General features: G+C 59.7%; 14 protein-coding genes and 2 tRNA genes. 2 read left to right on the top strand and 14 right to left on the bottom strand.

All coding sequences use genetic code 11. The annotated features are described in order from the left end of the window. Positions 1–77: 77 nt before the first annotated feature. The 7 genes from ntrX to GOB83_RS04935 form a co-directional block, all read right to left on the bottom strand. Positions 78–1,469, bottom strand: coding sequence for a nitrogen assimilation response regulator NtrX (ntrX, locus tag GOB83_RS04965; RefSeq protein WP_086645507.1), 1,392 nt, complete (start codon positions 1,467–1,469; stop codon positions 78–80). After that, positions 1,459–3,726 (bottom strand): sensor histidine kinase NtrY-like, encoded by a 2,268-nt coding sequence (locus GOB83_RS04960; RefSeq protein ID WP_165925400.1) that lies wholly within the window; start codon positions 3,724–3,726, stop codon positions 1,459–1,461. Before GOB83_RS04960 ends, ntrX begins: the two co-directional genes overlap by 11 nt. Before the next feature lie 8 nt (positions 3,727–3,734). After that, the gene (gene ntrC / locus GOB83_RS04955) at positions 3,735–5,177 is read right to left on the bottom strand and encodes a nitrogen regulation protein NR(I) (RefSeq protein WP_165925399.1); all 1,443 of its coding nucleotides are present in this window, start codon (positions 5,175–5,177) and stop codon (positions 3,735–3,737) included. A gap of 61 nt (positions 5,178–5,238) precedes the next feature. Continuing rightward, positions 5,239–6,345 carry a two-component system sensor histidine kinase NtrB gene (locus GOB83_RS04950; RefSeq protein ID WP_086645510.1) on the bottom strand — a complete coding sequence of 369 codons (1,107 nt, stop codon included), beginning with the start codon at positions 6,343–6,345 and terminating at the stop codon, positions 5,239–5,241. Next, complete coding sequence (gene dusB, locus GOB83_RS04945) at positions 6,342–7,412, bottom strand: tRNA dihydrouridine synthase DusB (RefSeq protein WP_253528949.1); 1,071 nt, start codon at positions 7,410–7,412, stop codon at positions 6,342–6,344. The genes GOB83_RS04950 and dusB overlap by 4 nt, the downstream gene beginning before the upstream one ends. A 91-nt stretch (positions 7,413–7,503) precedes the next feature. After that, positions 7,504–8,658 carry a 2-C-methyl-D-erythritol 2,4-cyclodiphosphate synthase gene (gene ispF / locus GOB83_RS04940; RefSeq protein WP_086645681.1) on the bottom strand — a complete coding sequence of 385 codons (1,155 nt, stop codon included), beginning with the start codon at positions 8,656–8,658 and terminating at the stop codon, positions 7,504–7,506. A 250-nt stretch (positions 8,659–8,908) separates the two neighbouring features. Then, entirely contained in the window at positions 8,909–9,247 is a 339-nt protein-coding gene (locus GOB83_RS04935) for a P-II family nitrogen regulator (protein WP_025828032.1), read from the bottom strand. 212 nt (positions 9,248–9,459) lie between these two features. Between GOB83_RS04935 and GOB83_RS04930 the strand changes: the two genes are divergently transcribed. After that, positions 9,460–10,713, top strand: a complete 1,254-nt coding sequence (locus tag GOB83_RS04930; RefSeq protein ID WP_165925397.1) for a UbiH/UbiF/VisC/COQ6 family ubiquinone biosynthesis hydroxylase — start codon at positions 9,460–9,462, stop codon at positions 10,711–10,713. Between the two features lie 70 nt (positions 10,714–10,783). Beyond that, positions 10,784–11,584 (top strand): serine O-acetyltransferase, encoded by an 801-nt coding sequence (gene cysE / locus GOB83_RS04925; protein ID WP_233129060.1) that lies wholly within the window; start codon positions 10,784–10,786, stop codon positions 11,582–11,584. A 184-nt stretch (positions 11,585–11,768) separates the two neighbouring features. On the opposite strand, the gene GOB83_RS04920 is transcribed toward cysE, so the two are convergent. From GOB83_RS04920 to zigA, 7 genes are all read right to left on the bottom strand, one after another. After that, positions 11,769–11,845 (bottom strand) — tRNA-Arg (locus tag GOB83_RS04920). Positions 11,846–11,885: 40 nt separating this feature from the next. Next, complete coding sequence (locus GOB83_RS04915; protein WP_165925396.1) at positions 11,886–12,191, bottom strand: ETC complex I subunit; 306 nt, start codon at positions 12,189–12,191, stop codon at positions 11,886–11,888. Between the two features lie 22 nt (positions 12,192–12,213). Continuing rightward, a tRNA-Pro gene (locus GOB83_RS04910) sits at positions 12,214–12,290 on the bottom strand. Between the two features lie 58 nt (positions 12,291–12,348). Beyond that, positions 12,349–12,834 (bottom strand): xanthine phosphoribosyltransferase, encoded by a 486-nt coding sequence (gene gpt / locus GOB83_RS04905; protein ID WP_086645682.1) that lies wholly within the window; start codon positions 12,832–12,834, stop codon positions 12,349–12,351. 180 nt (positions 12,835–13,014) lie between these two features. After that, on the bottom strand, positions 13,015–13,266 hold the full coding sequence (locus tag GOB83_RS04900; protein WP_086645514.1) for a hypothetical protein: 252 nt from the start codon (positions 13,264–13,266) through the stop codon (positions 13,015–13,017). 94 nt (positions 13,267–13,360) lie between these two features. Beyond that, positions 13,361–13,696: a DUF6525 family protein gene (locus GOB83_RS04895; protein ID WP_086645515.1), complete on the bottom strand. Its 336-nt coding sequence runs from the start codon at positions 13,694–13,696 to the stop codon at positions 13,361–13,363. Beyond that, positions 13,693–14,910 (bottom strand): zinc metallochaperone GTPase ZigA, encoded by a 1,218-nt coding sequence (gene zigA, locus GOB83_RS04890; protein WP_165925395.1) that lies wholly within the window; start codon positions 14,908–14,910, stop codon positions 13,693–13,695. The genes GOB83_RS04895 and zigA overlap by 4 nt, the downstream gene beginning before the upstream one ends. Between the last annotated feature and the right edge of the window lie 102 nt (positions 14,911–15,012).

Below are 15,012 nucleotides of genomic sequence, written 5' to 3'. Positions count from 1 at the left end.
TGTGCGACCCTATTCCATTTTCTTTTTTTCTTGGGAGCCAGATCCAACGCCTGCCCTGACTCGTAACAACTCACTGCTCAGCCAGTGTTCCGTTCGTCCGATGTTACACCAAGCTGCTTGAGTTTACGATGCAAAGCGCTCCGCTCCATGCCCACAAACAGCGCTGTGCGGCTTATGTTCCCTCCAAATCGTAATAATTGTGCCTGAAGGTACTGGGTTTCAAACAGGTCCCGCGCCTCGCGCAGTGGCAGGCTCATGACATCGGTCGAAGCATCAAACTTTAACAGCCCCGGCGCGTTCTCCCCAATTGTGGAAGGCAGCATGTCTGCGCGGATCAGGTCCTGGCTGCTGCCGGGCTGCATGATCAGCACCCGTTCCATCAGGTTCCGCAACTCACGCACATTGCCCGGCCAGTCATACGCCTGCAGAACGGCCACGGCATCGGGCGACAGATCGCGTGAGGGGAGGCCTGCCATTTCCGCCGCACGGTGCAGGAACAGCGTTGCCAGACCGGGAATATCGTCCCGCCGTTCCTTAAGGGCTGGCATCCGCAGGGGCACAACCGCCAGACGGTAATACAGGTCCTCGCGGAAGCGCCCACCTACAATTTCGGCCTGAAGGTCGCGGTTGGTGGTGGCCAGTACGCGCACATCCACCTTAACACGGGAGCCACCACCCAGCCGCTCAAAGGTCTGGTCCTGCAGGGCACGAACAATCTTGCCCTGCGTTTCCAGCGGCATGTCCGCCACCTCATCCAGCAACAGGGTGCCACCATGGGCGCGTTCGAGCACGCCCGTCCGGCGGCCAACACCATCCACCCCGCCTTCCAGCCCGAACAGCTCCTCCTCAAACCGGCCCGGAGCCAGCGTGGCGCAGTTGAGTGCCACAAAAGGCCCATCCGTCCGGCGGGAGCGGGCATGGATCATGCGGGCAGCCACCTCCTTGCCTGAACCCGGACCGCCGCTTATCAGCACGCGTGAGCCGGTGGGGGCCACCTTTTCTATCTGGTTGCGGATAGCCACGATCTGGGCGCTGTTACCGTAAAGGTCTGCATCCTGCCCGGCGCGCAGGCGCAGTTCCTCGTTTTCACGCGCAAGGCGCGATGCTTCAAGGGCACGGCGGACAATAACCAGCAGCCGGTCGGCCTGAAACGGTTTTTCAATAAAATCGTAAGCACCGTGCTGCAAAGCCGCCACGGCGGTTTCGATTGTGCCATGGCCTGAAATCATGACCACGGGCACGGAGGCTTCCTCCGCCTTCATGGCCTGCAGGATTTCCAGCCCGTCCATATCCGAGCCCTGCAACCACACGTCCAGAATGACCAGAGACGGCCTGCGTGCCCTAAAAGCCGCCAGAGCTGCCTCGGAACTGGAGGCAACACGGGCCTCGTACCCTTCATCACACAGAATGCCTTCAATCAGCATCCGAATGTCGGGTTCGTCATCAACGATCAGGATTTCATGCGCCATGGTCGTCTTTCACCGGCAAAACCAGAGTAGCCACAGTTCCCTTCTCTCCTGCTCTGTCTTCCAGACGGACCGTTCCACCATGATCTTCCATGATTTTTTTCACAATAGCCAATCCCAGCCCTGTTCCTTTGGCTTTGTGCGTTACGTAAGGCTCGGTCAGGCGGTTCCTGTCATCCTTGGGAAGCCCCACCCCATTGTCGGCCACGACAATAGCAATGTTTTCCCCCTCCTGCGCAATACGCACCCATACCTCCCCCTTGGGAGCCACCTCCTGCCCGGATGCGTCTGCCTGCCGGGGGACCATGGCAATGGCGTCGGCCGCATTTTGCAGCAGATTGATCAAAGCCTGGCTGATAAGCCGCCGGTCACACCGAACCAGTGGTCCGTGCTGCGGCAGATCAAGGTGGTACGAAATCTCATGATGAGCGTTACGTTGCAGGATGAGCACCTCCTGCGCAATACGGGAAAGGTTCTCATCCTTCATAATTGGTTGTGGCATGCGGGCAAAAGCCGAAAATTCGTCCACCATGCGCCCGATGTCCGCCACCTGACGCACAATTGTATCCGCGCATTGGGCAAACGTGTCGGGGTCGGAGGTGATTTCCTTCAAAAAACGGCGTTTGAGCCGCTCGGCCGCAAGCTGGATGGGGGTAAGCGGATTCTTGATCTCATGCGCGATGCGGCGGGCCACATCCGCCCATGCTGCCTTGCGCTGGGCCTGTTGCAGGGCTGTAATGTCATCAAATGTCATGACATACCCTTCGGTTACGGTGCCGCGCAGCTCCGCCCCCACGCGCACCAGCAGGGTACGCTGGCTGGTGGCATGGCCAATCTGGATTTCACGCGTGAAGACGGTCTCGGGCGAGAGGGTGATCTCTTCAAGCAGCCCGGCAAACTCCGGCACGCGTGTTGCCAGCGGCTCACCCGTGGCATCCGCCAGATTGGTCTGGAGCAGCACACTGGCCGCACGGTTTGGCAGCTCAATCCGCTGTTCCACGTCCAGCCCGATCACCCCTGCGGACACGCCTGACAGAACAGCCTCGGTAAAGCGCCTGCGCTCATTGATCTGCCCATACGCCAGCATCAGCTCCGAACGCTGGCTGTCCAGTTCCTCCGTCATGCGGTTAAAGGCGCGGGACAGGCTTGCCACTTCATCATCCCGGTCGGTTTCAGGCACGTGGACGCGCAGATCACCCTCACTCACCCTGCGGGCGGCCATGCTCAACAGGCCCAACGGGCGGGCAATCTGGTTGGCTAGTGCAAAGCCGATCAGGGCGGCAACAGCCAGCACCAGCAGCGCCACCAGCACAAAGATCATAACAAAGGTGAGCTGGATCTTGGCTTTGTTGCTGTTGAGGTGCTTGTAGTCCGCCACCACGTTTTCCGTCCGGTGCATGTGCTCCAGAATGGACGGGTCAACCAGCCGGGTAATCACCAGCATGAGCGTAGGCGTTTGCGACAGTTCCACAACAGCCCGCACCGTGCGCTCGTCCGGGGAGTCCAGAATAGCTACATCATTGGAGCGCGCCATGAGCGTGGCCGCAGGCGGAGGCAGGTCCTGCAGGTAGCCTGTCCGGCTCATCAGCCCGCCAGCCGCCACAACTCTGTTGGTAATGGGGTCGTATACCAAGGCCTCGGTCAGCCCGCGGATGGTCGCCTGACTGTCGAGCATCTGGGACAGGGCATCATGGTCCTGCAACAGCTCCATGCCGCTGGCAGCCAGTTCGTTCTGCGCGCTCATGATGTAATTGGACATCGAGAACGCATCTGTGCGGATATTGGCGTTATGCTCCTGCAAATATCCGCGTGATGCCTGCAAGGCCTCGTTCAGTGCCGTGTTGACCCTATCAGAAAACCAGATCTGTATTCCGTAATGGAAAAACAGGGTGGCAAACACACCCACCACCACCGTAGGGGCAACGGCCACAATGCCAAACAAGGTAACAAGGCGCACATGCAGGCGCGTGCCCGCCAGCCCTTTGCGATACTCCACCAGAATAGGCCAGCCACGCACCCCCATGGCGAGCAGCAGCAGCAACAGCACCAGCCCGTTAACAACCAGCACCAGCGGCTCGACCACGGCGTAATGCCCAAAAGACATACCGCCCGAAAGCACCACAAATGTTGCAAACACAAGGCATAGCGCCAGAGCCACAAGCGTTACGGCAACGCTCCTGCGCTCAAGCGCACGCAGCAGCCATTGCAGGCCTGCGCGTGAAAACAGGTGGGAAAAGGAGAACCGTGGCGCGTTTGTCATACCCGTGGCTAGACTACGCCACGCACGACGGGAATCTCAAGGTCGCGTATTTTCTTACGCAAGGTGTTTCTGTTCAACCCCAACATGGCGGCGGCCTTGATCTGGTTGCCCCGTGTTTCCGTCAACGTCATCTGGATCAGAGGACGTTCCACCTCAGCAATAATACGGGCGTGCAGATCATGCAACGGCATACCCTCCCGCCCTGCTTCCAGATAACGGGCAATATGGCGCGAGACTGAAGCGACCAGTGGTTCGGCCACCTGCCGGCAATCTGGCACAAAATCATTCTCCAGTGGGTCCGCCAGTTCCGCGTCCACCAGTTCGGCCGTAATGGTTTCCTGCGAATACAGGGCCACAATGCGGCGGATCAGGTTTTCCAGCTCCCGCACATTGCCCGGCCAGCGCCATGCCTGCAGGCGGGTCATGGCTTCCTCATCCAGCGTCCGGTAGCCACCCCCTGCCTCGCGGCACTGGGCCAGAAAGTGGCGGGCAAGGAGGGGAATGTCCTCCCGTCGTTCACGCAGGGGGGGCAGGCGCAGGGGCACCACGTTCAGCCGGTAATACAGGTCCTCACGGAAGGTACCGGCCTGTATGGCCTGCCGTAAGTCCCTGTGGGTTGCGGCCACAATCCGCACATCGGCATGCAGGGGGGTGGAGCCTCCTACGGTTGTAAACTCCCCTTCCTGCAACACGCGCAACAGGCGGGTCTGGGCTTCCTGTGGCATATCCCCGATCTCATCAAGGAACAGCGTGCCACCCGATGCCTGCTCAAACCGGCCGGGCATGCGGCCCAGATTGCCGCCGCGCTCGTAGCCGAACAGTTCACTCTCGATCTGCTCACGCGGGATGGCGGCCATGTTGACGGCAATAAACGGACCACTGCGGCGGCGACCATATTCGTGCAGGGCACGGGCCACCAGCTCCTTGCCGGTGCCGCTCTCCCCCGTGATCATCACAGTCAGGTCCGAGGTCGTCAGTCTGGCAATGCTGCGGTAGATGCCCTGCATAACCACGGATTGCCCGATCAGCGGCAACCGTTCCTCCGGTGTCTGGGGGGATGCGGGTTTTTCCGCCTCCTGTACCGGGGTGGTCAGCGCACGCGCCACCACTGCGAGCAGTTCCTTCAGGTCAAACGGCTTGGCCAGATATTCAAACGCACCGCGCTGCGTGGCCTTTACGGCGGTTGTCAGCGTGGACTGGGCGCTCATAACAATAACCCGCAGGTCCGGCCGGATCTGGCGGATGCGCGTTACCAGTTCCAGCCCGTTGCCATCGGGCATGGCCACATCGGTAATAACCAGATCGCCCTCCCCTTCCTGCACCCACTGCCACAGGGTGGACGCATAGGGCGTGACCTGAACCTGATAACCCGCGCGACCAAGTGCCTGCCCCAGCACGGTACGGATGGACCGGTCATCATCAGCAACAAGAATGGTGGGCAGTGGTGTCATGCGTTTGGAACCAGAGGAATAACAACAGGGAGAGGCTTATCAGGCGCGGGTAACCCCAAGGTCAAGACAGTCCGGCCCTTTCTTCCGCCAGCGGAAGGAAAAGACTGATCTCCGTTCTGCCCGGTCGGCTTTCAACTTCCATCACTCCGCCATGGTCATCCATCACCTTACCCACCAGCGCCAGCCCCAGCCCGCTACCGTTGACCTTGGTAGAAACAAAGGGTTCAAACAGATGCGGCCTGACTGTTTCCGAAATACCGGGCCCTGTGTCCCTTATGGTCACCACCAGCGGCAGGTGCCGCCATTGGGTGGTGCCCGGAGCGGTCACGCGAATACCCGGTCGGTAACTGGTCATCAGGGTAATATCCCCCTTTTTGCCGGTCTCATGCAGCGCTTCCGCCGCGTTCTTGACCAGATTGAGCAGCACCTGCACTAGTCTGTCCCGATCCCCCCATACGTGGGGGAGCGAGGGGTCATACTGCTCTATAATCCGCAGGTCCTTGGCAAAACCGTTGCTGGCCAGCAGCTTTACGTGCTCGAGCAGGCGGTGGATGTTCAGGGCGCGGTAGTCCATCTGCGCCTCGCCAAACATGCCCATGCGCTCGACCAGCGCATCTATGCGGTCCACTTCATCACAGATCAGGGTAGCCAGATCACGGTCTGCATCCCCCACGGCCTGCTCCAGCAATTGGGCCGCCCCCTTGATGCCTGAAAGCGGGTTGCGCACCTCATGCGCCAGCATGGCCGCCATGCCCGACACACTCCGCGCCGCCGAGCGATAGACCTGCTGCTGGTCCAGCACCCGCGCGGTGGATGGCTGGTGGAATGTGAGCAGCAGGTGCCCCGGATGGTCCAGCACCTCCGCCCCCTGCACACTCACCCCCTCGTGGTGGAAGCGGGGGGAACTGAACAGGAGGTCATGCTCGGTCACACTCCCCCCGCGCTGGCGCAGATGGGCAAGCAGCAGATAAATCGGGTGATCAGGTGGTGCAATTTCGGCCATACCGCCAGCCTTGATCTGCTGGCGGGACATACCAAAAAACTCCTCTGCCGCCATATTGAGCGCCAGAACGGCATTCCCTGCCCCGACCTCAAGCAACGGAACAGGCAGGCTGTCCAGTAGAAGCGCCGCGTCAGGCTCTGCCCTGTCTGGCGCTTGTGTGCTCACGCCGCGTGAGCCTGTTCGTGCTGGCGTGCGGCTTCCTGGCGGGAGGCACGCGGCTCCCGCTGTGCACCGGCGGCAATCTGCTGGTCATAAAACTCGGCAATCCGGGCTATGGCCTCATCGGGCGTTTCCACCTTGTTGAAGACGGCACGGAATGCAGCCGAAGCAGGCAGCCCGGCCGAATACCAGGACACATGCTTGCGGGCCAGCCGCAGGCCGGGGCGTGGGCCAAAATGCTCCAGCATCATGTTATAATGCTCCAGCACAATGGCTTTTTCTTGTTCCAGCGCAGGGTCGGGCATCTCCTCCCCCGTACGCAGGGCATGGGCAACCTGCGCCAGAAACCACGGTCGCCCGTAGCAGCCACGCCCGATCATCACCCCATCAGCGCCGGACTGGGCCAGTGCGTTGCGGGCATCGGCCGTGGTCAGGATGTCCCCGTTTACAATAACGGGCAGGTCCACCGCGTTTTTAACATTGCGCACAAACGCCCAGTCCGCCGTGCCGTTATAAAACTGCTGGCGGGTGCGCCCGTGCACCGTAATCATGCGAATACCCGCGTCCTGCGCAATACGGGCCAGCACGGGGGCGTTAAGGTGCTCATGGTCCCAGCCCATGCGCATTTTGAGCGTGACAGGCACAGACACGGCCTTGACCACCGTTTGCAGCATCCGCTGTGCTGCGGCCTCGTCCCGCATCAGGGCGGAGCCTGCCATCTGCCCCACGGCAACCTTTTTAACCGGGCAGCCAAAATTAATGTCGATCAGGTCCGCCCCACGGTCCACGGCAATACGGGCGGCTTCGGCCATGGCCTGCGGGTCGCACCCGGCCAGCTGCACGGCATTGGGGCCACCGGCATCGGCCACTTCGGCCATGCGCAGGGTGGTATCGTTCTCACGCACCATTGCCCATGAGGCAATCATTTCGGAAACAACAAGGCCAGCCCCAAGCCTGCGGACCAACCGCCGGAATGGCAGGTCGGTCACGCCGGACATGGGCGCCAGAATTACTGGCGTATCAAGAACAACACCGCCCAGATCAATCGGACGCAGCAGAGGTTGCGTTTGCACAGTCATTTCCATTTGCCTACGAATTAGGCAGAAATACCGGTCCACGCGCCCCTGTGCAATGTTTTTTCGCCGTCAGCTACGCGGTGCGGTTTTACGGCACCAGAACGCTGACGGTAGCCGCACAGGCAATGCCTTCTTCCCGCCCGGTAAAGCCCAGCCGTTCAGACGTTGTGGCCTTGACCGAAATACGGTCCACATCCACTTCCAGCAGCGCAGCAAGGCGCTCCCGCATGGCCTGCGCATGGGGGCCAATTTTGGGGCGTTCGCAAATCAGGGTCAGGTCGGCATTGACCAGCATACCCCCCCGCTCGCGAATACGCTGCCCAGCATGGATGAGGAAGCGCGCGCTATCCGCATCCTTCCATTCATTCTGGCTGGGAGGGAAATGCCTGCCGATGTCACCTTCGGCCAGTGCGCCATAAATGGCATCACACAGCGCGTGGATACCCACATCGGCATCGGAATGACCAGCCAGACCATGCGTGTGGGGAATGGTAATCCCGCACATGATCAGCGGGCGCCCTTCCTCAAAGGCATGCACATCGTACCCAAGGCCCACACGCGGCAGCAATGTGGGGCCAATCAGCCTTTCAAGACGCACCAGATCAGCCTCGTATGTCAGTTTGATATTATCTTCATCACCCGGCACAAGCGCCACGCTAAAGCCGGACTCCTCAAGCAGTTTGGCGTCATCCGTGGCATTGAGCGAGGCGGCTGCGCGGTGCAGGTCCAAAAACAGGCCAAAACGGAAGCCCTGAGGGGTTTGCGCACGAAACAGATGCTCGCGCGAGACGGTGCCATCAATCACGCCGTCTTTTTCACGCTTGAGGGTATCGGCCACGGGCACGGCGGGAATAGCACCGGGGTGTTCCGCCAGAGCCGCCACAACATTGGCCACCAGTTGCCCGGTAACATAAGGGCGGGCACCATCATGCACCAGAACCAGATCGGGCTTTTGCTCCGGTGGCAGGGCGTCCAGCGCCTCCAGCCCGGCGCGCACGCTGGCCTGCCGGGTTTGACCACCCTGCACGGGTGGCAGAACAGCCAGCCCCTGCAATGCGTCATTCAGGGAGGAAGGGTCCCCCACCGGCTGAATAGAGGAGACATGCGGCAGAAGAGCCTCTGCGGCGTGTCGGATAACAGGCTGGCCAGCAAGCAGCACATACTGCTTGGGCGTGGCACACCCCGTGGTGGCGGCATAGCGGCTGCCTGTACCGGCAGCCAGTAGAATGGCAGCTACTCGCATGTCCGAAGCAATGAGGCCACACCCCTGCCCCGTCAAGCCTGAAAATGGGAAAGAGAGGCATCCCGTTTAACACGGTTCTTACCGTGCAACGGGCAGCACCCTGCACACTGGCGCACACCGCCAGCAACCTTGCACAAAATGCAGGTTTACGGCAGCCCCCACACGCGGGGTTGCCGCCCTAATGGCCGCAAGGGCAGGTGCCAGACCCGAAGTTGCGCAAACCTACCCTACCGCCAGACCGGCCTACCCGTTAAAGGGCTGCATCCCCGGTCTCACGCGTGCGGATGCGGATGACACGGGTAAGATCGCTGACAAAAATCTTGCCATCCCCGATCTTGCCCGTATGCGCTGCATCCAGAATCGCTTCCAGCACCTGGTCAAGCAGGGCATCGCTTACAGCGACTTCCACCTTGATCTTGGGCAGGAAGCTGATCCGGTATTCAGCTCCACGGTAAATTTCCGTCTGCCCTTTCTGGCGACCAAACCCCTTGACTTCCGAGACAGTAATCCCCTGAACACCCAGCGGCGCAAGCGCTTCGCGGACATCATCGAGTTTAAAGGGCTTTATAATGGCGGTAATCAGCTTCATACTGCCTGCAACTCCCTGCTGCAAAACATTTCCATGACGTTACGATGTTGGCACAGTTAAACACCAATTGCCAAGAGCTTTGATGCACCTCAAGGCAAGACGGCTGGTTTTGTCGCAAAGGAGGGCGCATATAGGGGCATGATCCGCAACAGCCTGTGCGGCTTTCCGGGCGTGCCGCCTGCCAGATGTGTGAATGTTAAGGAAAAAACCGCATGAGCCCAATCTCCCCCGATGCCACGGCAGAACACGCCAGCACCCACCACCCGCATGTGGCGGACGTGGATGTGTGCATTATCGGAGCGGGGCCAGTTGGTGCCGCTCTGGCGTGCCGTCTGGCGCGTGGCGGCATGCGGGTGGCCGTAGTGGACAAGGCGGCCCTGCCCCCCATGGAACACCCGGATCTGGACGGGCGCGCCTACGCCATTGCCGCAGGCCCCAAGGAGTTTTTGGAAAGTGCCGGAGTGTGGGACCTGCTCCCCGCCACCTCCTGCCCGATTGAAGAAATTCTGGTCACCGATGGCAGGCCGGGGGAGCCCGCATCCTCCCTTTTTCTCGAGTTCACACGAGCCGATGCCTCGCAGCCTTTTGGCTGGATGGTGGAAGCCCGCGCCCTGCGCGTGGCGCTGAACAAATGCCTGAGCACCACACCGGGCGTGACCGTTCTGGCCCCCGCGGAAGCAAAAATTACCCGCACGGCGCAAAATGCGCATGTGCAGCTACAGGATGGCCGCAGCTTTAACGCCCGCCTGATTGTAGCCGCCGATGGCCGCCGCAGCCGCCTGCGCTCCGAAGCCGGTATTCCCCTGACCCGCCTGCCCTATGGGCAGACCGCCATTGTGTGCGCCATTGCCCACGAGTTCCCGCACGACAACAGCGCACTGGAGCACTTCCTGCCCGCTGGCCCGTTTGCGCAGCTCCCCATGACAGGCACGGACGAACACCCCTACATGTCCGCCATTGTGTGGAGCGACAAGGACGGCATAGCCGAACGCTTTGCCGCCCTGCCCGATGATGCTTTTGCCAAGCAGGTGGAACGCCGCATGGGCAATACCCGCCTTGGCCGCGTAACACCCGTGGGCCGCCGCTGGACTTACCCGCTCTCCGCCCAGTATGCCGCACGCTATACAGATACACGGCTCCTGCTGGTAGGTGATGCCGCACACGGGATTCACCCCATTGCAGGCCAGGGGCTTAACCTTGGCTACCGGGATGTCATTCACCTGAGCCCATTGCTGCTGGACATCCATGCGCAGGGCAAGGACCCTGGTGCTCCTGCTGTGCTTGCGCGTTATCAGGCCTTGTGCCGCCCGGCCAATATGCTCATGCTGGCAGCAACAGATGCGCTGGACAGGCTGTTCAGTAACAACAACCCGGTCCTCCGTCTGGCGCGTGATCTGGGTATTGCGGGCGTGCATCGCTTTCCGGCCCTGCGGAAAGCTTTTGTAAAGCACGCCATGGGTTTGTAGTTGCGGAGTAGCCGGGATGCAGGACGGTAACGTTGCCTCAGTCAGTTCCAGTCATTTTGAAGAAAGCAGCATGCTGTGCGCGCCACAGCTGACCGTGCTGTGGCGGCAGATGACGCAGGAAGCATGCAGCTGCCATGACCCACTGGTGCGCGGCCTGCTGGCAACCGGTGTGCGGAGCCATTCCAGCTTTGCATCTGCTCTGGCGGCCCTGATTGGCCGCAAACTGGGGGACCGTTCCGTTGCCGCCGATGCGCTTTCCGAATTGGTGAAGGAAAGTTTTGACGCGGAGCCTGATCTGGTTTGCGCAGCAGCAGCCGACCTGCTGGCCATCCGGGAGCGGGACCCGGCCTGCCCGGATTTTGTAACTCCGTTCCTGTTCTTCAAAGGTTATCATGCGGTGCAGACCTACCGGGTGGCGCGCTGGCTCTGGCTGTCTGAACGGCGGCATCTGGCCCTGCATCTGCAAAGCCGTGCATCAGAACTGTTCGGGGTGGACATTCACCCAGCCGCACAGCTTGGCCGCCGCATTCTGTTTGACCACGGCACAGGCATTGTAGTGGGGGAGACGTCCATTATTGAAGACGATGTTTCCATTCTGCAAAATGTGACCCTTGGTGGCACGGGTAAACATTGCGGGGACCGCCACCCCAAGGTGCGCCGGGGCGTGCTGATTGGCGCAGGCGCCAAAGTTCTTGGTAATATTGAAATTGGTGAAGGTGCCAAAATTGGCGCTGGCTCCATTGTACTTGAGCCCGTGCCCCCCTTTACCACCGTGGTCGGCAACCCCGCCCGCAAGGTCGGTGTGCGCCACAAGGGTATGCCCGCCCTGAACATGGACCAGACACTCCCCCCTATTGATTACATTATCTGACACCCAGAGCATGGGGGCGCGCACTACGGCCCTGCCCCCATATACCTTACCCAACTCACGGCTGGCCCAACGCTTTTTACCCAGCCCCGTGGCACAATACGACACCAGACAGTCCGGCGCAGAGCGGACACAAAAAAGGGCGGAGCCTGATCCTCCACCCTGACAGGATTTTACAGATAAAAACTGGCGCGCCCTATTGGATTCGAACCAATGACCCACAGCTTAGAAGGCTGTTGCTCTATCCAACTGAGCTAAGGGCGCGAAAAGCCTCCCGTCCCGCACAGGGAGTGGAGGCTAAAATTCAGTGCGTCCAGTTCTGGATCCGGTTGTAGCCGAAGTTATCGGCATAAACCTTGGGACGACGGTGCCGCTGGGCTGGCTGTTCAACCTCATAAGCAATCTGCTCATGCTGGGCGTAAGCCTCGGCGGCCTCGCGGCTGTCAAACAGAAGGCGGAGCTGTGAACGGGTATCCGCGCTGCCGGTCCACCCCATAAGGGCATCCTGCTTGCGTGGAGCGCCCTGACCGTATTCAAACACCCATTTGCGGGTGCCTGCCAGACCGGACTGACCTACTGGCTTGGACTGCTGATAAATACGCGCTGGCATTATGTGCCTCCCGCTTTATTTATGGTCGGGGCGCCCGGACTCGAACCGGGGGCCTCGTGTACCCAAAACACGCGCGCTACCAGGCTGCGCCACGCCCCGAACAAGCGGGAAACTAGGCGTCTAATTATAAACTGGCAACCCTGTTGCGCTAAAAAAATTACTCCGCACACTCTTTTTTGTTGCTGACCAGTGGCGGCACGAACAGCGGAGCCGTATCCCACGGAAAAAGAACCCACGTATCCTGCGGAACTTCCGTAATAAACAGATCGGTCAAGGGTTTACCGGCAGGTTTGGCATACAGGCAGGCAAAATAGGCTTTGGGCAGACATTCACGCACAAAGCGCGCGGTCACGCCGGAATCGACCAGATCATCAATGATCAGGAACCCTTCGCCATCCCCTGCCGCTTCCGGGGCTTTGATAATCTGGGGCTGGCCCATTTCTTCTTCGTCATAGGTCACGACGGAAATGGTCTCGATCAACCGGCACCCCAGTTCCCGGGCGGCAATGGCTGCGGGAATTAACCCGCCACGGGTAACCGCCACAATACCTTTAAAGGGCATTCTGGGCATAAGGGCCGCCGCCAGCGCCCGTGCATCCCTATGCAGTTGCTCCCATGTTACCGTGGCATAATGCACAGCCATAAACACCATCCTTTAACAATCACGCCGCAGGCCGGGTTGCCCCCCGCCTTTATGCGCCCTCTTTAGCAGGAAGATGCGCCAGTTCCTACAGAGTGTTGCGCACCCGCAATCACCCCTTTGTCATGCCCGGCAAAAACCGGAGCGGCATAGCAACTGGCTGTGACTATTGCTGGAGGCGGATTAGTCCTCGTCTTCCCCACCGGGGGTATCACCAATCCGTTCCAGGTATTCGGGCTCCCCGTAATCGCCTATGTCTTCATCTACATCCATGCGCACGACCACGGCCCCGGCAACATGCAGGATACCGGCCCGGATTTTGTCCACGCGCCTGCGTGCATCTTCCACGTTCGGGCACACAATGGGTGCTCCCGCCCGCAATACCGCCCCCTGCCACACAAATGGCTGAAACACGATCCGCTCTGCTACCGCCATGTTAGCTTTCCATCTGCAATATGTTCTTTGTTTGTTCTATCATATATGCAGCCGCTGGCAAAGGCGATAATGCACGCAACCAATACACATGCCGTTACCGTTGTACGGTGCATCCTGCCGCCATATGGGGGAGCGGCATGCCATATTGCTCCCCATACCGCGTGGCAAACACATCGCGCTCCAGCCGCTCACAATAATCCAGGTAGCGGATCAGTGCTTTTTCGGCCCGCGCCGTGCGGCCATAACTCCGTTTGTAATGCCGCCAGAGCATAAGCACATTCACGGACCATGCATCGTAACTATGCTGGGTTACGCGCTGGCGTATGCTGGGGGGCAAGGCATCAAACGCCTGCCAGTCGTTGCCGTCATACCTGCGCCAGACCTCGTGGCGCAGGGTGCGTTCGTTGCTGGGGGCTGGCGCGCGGGTCATGGCTCCACGGGCTCCATCTGCCACGCGGGGAACGGATCTGGCAGGTTTGCAAACATGCTTCCATCAAAAAGAGTTTGCCCGGTATCTGGCACAAGGCAGGCGTTCAATGCGGCGCGAATAGCGGCTTCATCCATATCGGCCGTGCCGATAAACACCAGTTCCTGCCTGCGGTCGCCATAAACCCGGTCCCATCTGGAAACCAGCATATCCTGCCATTCCGTATCTTCCGGCCAGTGTTCGGGAGGAATGGCAACCCACCAGTGCCCGGCGGCCTGCGTTTGCACCAGTGCTCCAGCCTGCCCCAGCTCCCCCACCCACATGGGTCTGGTCGCCAGCCAGAAATACCCCTTGCCACGCACAACACCCGGCCAGGCATGATCTATAAAAGCCTTGAATTTTTCGGGAACAAATGGGCGACGCGCCCTAAAAACAAAACTGCTGATACCGTATTCATCCGTTTCGGGCACATGGTCTGCAAACCCATAAAGCTCTTTGTACCATAATGGGTTTTTGTGAGCTTTTTCGTAATCAAAGCGGTGCGTATTCAAAACCCTGTCCAACGGCACCACGGAATTGTCTGTTTCCACAATATCGGCGTCTGGGTTCAGGCTCATAATAATCTGGCGCGCTGCTACGCGCTGTTCGGACGTGGCGCTGGAAACCTTGTTGAGCACAACAACATCTGCAAATTCAATCTGCTCCACCAGCAGGGAAACCAGAGCGCGTTCATCATCCTCCCCCGCGATTTCCCCCCGATCCTTGAGAAAATCGGTTGAGCCGTAATCATTAAGAAGATTAACCGCGTCCACAACGGTTACCATGGTATCCAGCCGGGCTATGTCCGCCAGACTGGCACCGGCTTCATCACGGAACTCAAACGTGGCGGCAATGGGCAGGGGTTCCGCAATACCAGTTGATTCCACCAAAAGGTAATCAAACCGGCCATCTTCGGCCAGCCTGCGTACTTCCTGCAACAGGTCATCACGCAAGGTGCAGCAGATGCAGCCGTTGCTCATTTCCACCAGTTTTTCATCCGTGCGGGAGAGGTTGCTCCCATCGCGCACCAGATCGGCATCTATGTTCACATCGCTCATGTCATTCACAATGACCGCGACCTTGCGGCCTGTGCGGTTATTCAGAATGTAATTGAGCAAGGTTGTTTTTCCGGCACCAAGAAAACCGGACAAAACGGTAACGGGCAGCCTGTCGGGCATGGGAGAACCTTATTGTTGCGGCATACTCCCTTCGGTATATACGTTACAGTATAACATAACAATTATGACTTGAAATTAAAGCGCCAACCTGCAGGCAAAGCA

Origin of the sequence: Acetobacter fabarum (assembly GCF_011516925.1) — a bacterium.
Classification (GTDB): domain Bacteria; phylum Pseudomonadota; class Alphaproteobacteria; order Acetobacterales; family Acetobacteraceae; genus Acetobacter; species Acetobacter fabarum.
Note: the sequence above shows the minus strand (reverse complement) of the source record. Positions and strands in the feature narration are given on the sequence as shown.

Excerpts from the sequence above, each read along its gene's own strand:
- zigA (WP_165925395.1), bottom strand. The coding sequence starts at position 14,910 with ATGCCCGACAGGCTGCCCGTTACCGTTTTGTCCGGTTTTCTTGGTGCC.
- GOB83_RS04960 (WP_165925400.1), bottom strand. The coding sequence starts at position 3,726 with ATGACAAACGCGCCACGGTTCTCCTTTTCCCACCTGTTTTCACGCGCA.
- ntrX (WP_086645507.1), bottom strand. The coding sequence starts at position 1,469 with ATGGCGCATGAAATCCTGATCGTTGATGACGAACCCGACATTCGGATG.
- GOB83_RS04930 (WP_165925397.1), top strand. The coding sequence starts at position 9,460 with ATGAGCCCAATCTCCCCCGATGCCACGGCAGAACACGCCAGCACCCAC.
- ntrC (WP_165925399.1), bottom strand. The coding sequence starts at position 5,177 with ATGACACCACTGCCCACCATTCTTGTTGCTGATGATGACCGGTCCATC.
- gpt (WP_086645682.1), bottom strand. The coding sequence starts at position 12,834 with ATGGCTGTGCATTATGCCACGGTAACATGGGAGCAACTGCATAGGGAT.
- GOB83_RS04915 (WP_165925396.1), bottom strand. The coding sequence starts at position 12,191 with ATGCCAGCGCGTATTTATCAGCAGTCCAAGCCAGTAGGTCAGTCCGGT.
- GOB83_RS04935 (WP_025828032.1), bottom strand. The coding sequence starts at position 9,247 with ATGAAGCTGATTACCGCCATTATAAAGCCCTTTAAACTCGATGATGTC.
- ispF (WP_086645681.1), bottom strand. The coding sequence starts at position 8,658 with ATGCGAGTAGCTGCCATTCTACTGGCTGCCGGTACAGGCAGCCGCTAT.
- GOB83_RS04900 (WP_086645514.1), bottom strand. The coding sequence starts at position 13,266 with ATGGCGGTAGCAGAGCGGATCGTGTTTCAGCCATTTGTGTGGCAGGGG.
- cysE (WP_233129060.1), top strand. The coding sequence starts at position 10,784 with ATGCTGTGCGCGCCACAGCTGACCGTGCTGTGGCGGCAGATGACGCAG.
- GOB83_RS04895 (WP_086645515.1), bottom strand. The coding sequence starts at position 13,696 with ATGACCCGCGCGCCAGCCCCCAGCAACGAACGCACCCTGCGCCACGAG.